This window comes from Streptomyces ipomoeae 91-03, assembly GCF_000317595.1.
GTDB lineage: Bacteria > Actinomycetota > Actinomycetes > Streptomycetales > Streptomycetaceae > Streptomyces > Streptomyces ipomoeae.
The window spans coordinates 1-3,992 of sequence record NZ_AEJC01000668.1; the positions used below are offsets into that span (position 1 = coordinate 1).

General features: G+C 72.6%; 4 protein-coding genes. 1 reads left to right on the forward strand and 3 read right to left on the reverse strand.

What is annotated here, in order from left to right; translation table 11 throughout:
• The 3 genes from STRIP9103_RS44055 to STRIP9103_RS44065 all read right to left on the reverse strand — a co-directional run.
• The coding region (locus STRIP9103_RS44055; protein WP_048822253.1) for an amidohydrolase family protein at positions 1 to 1,041 on the reverse strand (1,041 nt) is incomplete at its 3' end.
• 663 nt (positions 1,042 to 1,704) lie between these two features.
• Entirely contained in the window at positions 1,705 to 2,493 is a 789-nt protein-coding gene (locus STRIP9103_RS44060) for a 2-keto-4-pentenoate hydratase (RefSeq protein ID WP_009342608.1), read from the reverse strand.
• Positions 2,490 to 3,149, reverse strand: a complete 660-nt coding sequence (locus STRIP9103_RS44065) for a TetR/AcrR family transcriptional regulator (RefSeq protein ID WP_009342604.1) — start codon at positions 3,147 to 3,149, stop codon at positions 2,490 to 2,492. The genes STRIP9103_RS44060 and STRIP9103_RS44065 overlap by 4 nt, the downstream gene beginning before the upstream one ends.
• A gap of 153 nt (positions 3,150 to 3,302) precedes the next feature.
• Between STRIP9103_RS44065 and STRIP9103_RS44070 the strand changes: the two genes are divergently transcribed.
• On the forward strand, positions 3,303 to 3,992 hold a 690-nt coding region (locus tag STRIP9103_RS44070), incomplete at its 3' end, for an FAD-dependent monooxygenase (RefSeq protein WP_009342602.1).

Genomic DNA, 3,992 nt, shown 5'->3' on the forward strand with positions numbered 1-3,992 from the left:
TCCGGGTTGGATGAGGTTGAAGACGAGGCGGGCGGCGGCTCGTTGGGCGGAGTGGCGGAGGCGTACCGGGAGGGGGCGGGCCGGAGTCGGTGTGGGGGCGCTGTCGGCCAGGCGGGGGAAGAGCGCTTCGGCGTTGGTGCGGTTGACGGCCGCGAGGGTGCCGGGGTCGACGCCGCTGTCGAGCCCGCCCGCGAAGTACTGGCCGGCGGCCGTCGGCGCGAACGGCCAGTCGCTGCCGAACAGGACATGGCCGGGGCGGGCGAAGGCGAGCAGCGTGGGCAGGGCGGCGGGGCTGGAGGAGAGCGCGGTGTCGAAGTAGAAGCCGCGGAAGTCGTCCAGGATGTCGAGGGGGCTGCGCCCGGTGTCGGCGGCGATGGCGACGGCCATACGGTGCGAGGCGTACGGCAGGAAGCCGCCCCCGTGGCTGAGGATGAACCGGATATTCGGATACCGGCTCACGATCCCGTTGCGGACGAGGAGGTGGGCGGCGCGGGTGGTGTCGAGGAGGAAGTCGGCGGCGAACGGCGGGATGCCGTCGACGGCGGGCGCGGGAAGCTCGGCCGGGTGGACGAACACCACGGCACCGTGCTCGTCGAGGATCCGCCACAGCGCGTCCTGGCCGTCCGCGCCCAGATACGCGCCCTGGTTGTTGGCGAGCAACGTGACCCCGTCGGCCCCCAGTTCGAGCAGGGCACGCTCGGCCTCCTCGGCGGACGCGTCGACGTCCGGCATGGGCAGCGTGGCGAACCAGCCGAAGCGGCCGGGGTGTTGGGCGGTGAGGGTGGCGGAGAAGCCGTTCAGCCGCCGGGCCAGGTCGGCCGCCTCGGCCTCGTCGGTGAGGAATCCGGTGCCGGGGGTGGAGACGGAGAGGAGCGCCGTTTCGGTGCCCAGCAGGTCCATCGCTTCCAGGGCCGACTCGGGAACCCAGTCGGGCAGGGCGCGGCCACCGGCGTCGGTGACACCGGCCCGGGCGAGGGCGTCGCGGTAGAGGGACGGCACGAGGTGCTGATGGACGTCGATCCGGCGGGGGGTGGTGGTCATGGTGGGGTGCTGCCTCTCGGCTTCCGGGGGAGCGGGTCGGGGTGGGGGCGGCTCGGGGCTTGGCTCGGCGGACCTCCCCGGAGCGCTTGGCTCGGCGGACCTCTCCGGAGCGCTTGGCTCGGCGGACCTCTCCGGAGCGCCTGGCCGGTGGATCACGCCTGGGACATGGGACCCGGGCGTGACTGCCCCTCCACCCGCCGGACGCGTGCCGGACCCCGCCGCTCACCGGCCATCGCCGCCGACCTCGACCGAGCTCGGCGGCGACGCCGGACACGCACGCCGGGCGCGCCGGGGCACGCGGGGCGCGCCGGGTACATAGGACAAGCCCTGGATCGTCGGCCGACGGGTGCAGGGCGACCGCCGGTCAGGAACTGGGGACCGCCGCCGAGCCGGCGTGCCCGCCCCCAGGACGGCCTCGCTGCTCAGGGATGATGCCCGGCGGTCAGGGTTGGTGCCCGGGCCCAGTGCTGGTGCCCGGCGGACAGGGCTGGCACCCGGCGGTCAGTGCTGGCGCCCGGCGGACAGGGCTGGGTGCCCGGCGGTCCCAGAGTCGAGGACGGTCACGGTAAGGGTTGGGAGGCGGCAAGCACGTACGCCCTCCTCGGACGGGTTGGACGGAAGACCAGGTCGGACGACTGGGACAAGCTCCGCGGCTGCGGCGTCTCAGACGAAGATCACCGAAGCCGACCCCAGACCGCCGAAGCGTGCCTCGACCTTCTGGCCGGCCGTGACGAACGGGGCGGTGGTCATGGCCCCCGGCAGCACCAAGTGGCCTTCCTCCAGGGCGGAGTCGAACCCCGCGAGCGTGTTGGCCAGCCAGGCGACCGCGGCGGCCGGGTGGCCCAGCACCTCCTCGCCGCTGCCGGAGGCGACCCGCTCCCCGTCGACGAACAACTCGGCGGTGACGGCGGCGAGATCGGGCGCGTCGGCCAGGGGCGTCCAGGGGCCGTGGACGAGCCCGGCGGAGCTGGCGTTGTCGGCGACCGTGTCGGCCAGGGTGATCCTCCAGTCGCGGATACGGCTGTCGACGATCTCCAGGGCCGGGGCGACCGCCTCGGTGGCGGCGAGGACGTCCTCGACGGTGACACCGGGGCCGCGCAGCGGTCGGGCGAGGCGGAAGCAGATCTCCGGTTCGACGCGTGGGGCGCAGTAGCGGGCGGCGAGAACGGTGGCGCCGTCGCGGTGGACCATGTCGTCCAGCAGATGGCCGAAGTCGGGTTCGTCGACGCCGAGGAGTCGTCGCATGGCGACCGAGGTGAGGCCGACCTTGTGGCCGACGACCGTCGCGCCGTCGGCCAGCCGCCAGGCGATGTTGTCCCGCTGGACGGCGTAGGCGTCGGCCGGCTCCAGCCCCGGCAGCAGGGCCGACAGCGGCTCGATCGGTGCCACGTCGTGTTCGGCCCTGCGCAGCAGCAGGGCGGCCTCCTCGCGCTGTACGCAGGTCAGGGTCATCCCTCGCTCCTCGATGCCATGTTCTCGTCCTCGCTCCTCGCTGCCATGCGTGCCGCCGTCTCGTAGACGATCCGGGCGTGCAGTTCGAACATCGCCACCAGGTCGACGGCGTCGCCGTTGATCTCCCGCTGGACGAACAGACCGTCGGCGCCGGCGATGACGTACGTGGTCAGCGTCTGGACGTCGTCCTGCGCCAGGCCGGGGAAGAGGGCGCCGACGACCTCGGTCATCTTCTGGCGGGCGATGTCACGGACCTGGAGGAACACCGTGCGGCCCCGGGGCTCGGTGGGGCGTCGCTCCAGGGCGAGCATCAGGCCGAGCCGGAGGAAGTCCGGTACCTCGACCAGTGACTTCGCGACGTTCGCCGCCATCGTCGTGGCCCGTTCCAGCGGGGTGCCCGCTTCCTCGCCGGGCAGATCGACGGCCGCCAGCCAGGTCTCGAAGCTGCGTTCGATGACCGCGGCGATCAGGTCGTCCTTGTCCTTGAAGTGCCAGTAGATCGAGCTGGCGGGCAGTCCGCACTTGGCGCTGACCGCCGCGATCGACGTGCCCTCGTAGCCGCGCTCGCCCGCGATCTCCACCGTCGCGTCGAGGATCCGCTGCCGCGACTCCACCCCGTTCGCGCGCTTCCTGCGCGTCGCCTGCGGCCTGGTCATGAGCGCTGTCCTTCCCGTCGCTTCCGGGTCGCTTCCGCCGTCGCGGCACTTGACCGTCTCTGACGTCGACCTTACCGTAGCACTCATTCCAATTGTAGTGAACGCTCCAGCAAGAGCTCGCGGCAGGGGCGACGACGGAAGTGAGGTGGCTCGGTGCGCGGGAACAGAGCCGAGGACGGCGCCTATGACCTGGTGGACGGCGCCTATGACGTGGCGGTGATCGGGTACGGCCCCACCGGGGTGACCGCCGCGAACCTGCTGGGCGCGGCGGGGCTGCGGGTCGTGGTGCTGGAGCGCGACGCCGAGATCTACTCCCGGGCGCGGGCGATCTCCACCGACGAGGAGGTCATCCAGATCTGGCAGCGCATCGGCCTGGCCGACCGGCTGAAGCGGGACATGCTGGCCGAGCGCCCGCTGGACTTCGTCGACGCGCGCGGCCGTACGTTCCTCAGCGCCTGCCCCACCCCGCGCGGCCACGGCCATCCGCCGCAGATGTTCATCTACCAGCCCGCGCTGGAGGAGGTCCTGCGCGACGGCGTCGACCGCTACCCGAACGTCGAGGTGCTGCTGCGGCACGAATGCCTGCGGCTGCGCCAGTCCGTGGACGGGGGCGAGGACGGGGTGGAACTGACCGTGGTCGGCCCGGACGACTCCGTACGACGCCTGCGCGCCTCGTACGTGATCGCGGCCGACGGCGGTTCCAGTCTCACCCGCGCACAGCTCAACGTGAGCTACGAGGGGCGGACGTACGAGGACCGCTGGGTCGTCGTCGACACCAAGATGCTCAAGCCATGGCCGGACCACGACCGGCTGCGCTTCCGCTGCGACCCCGCCCGCCCGGCC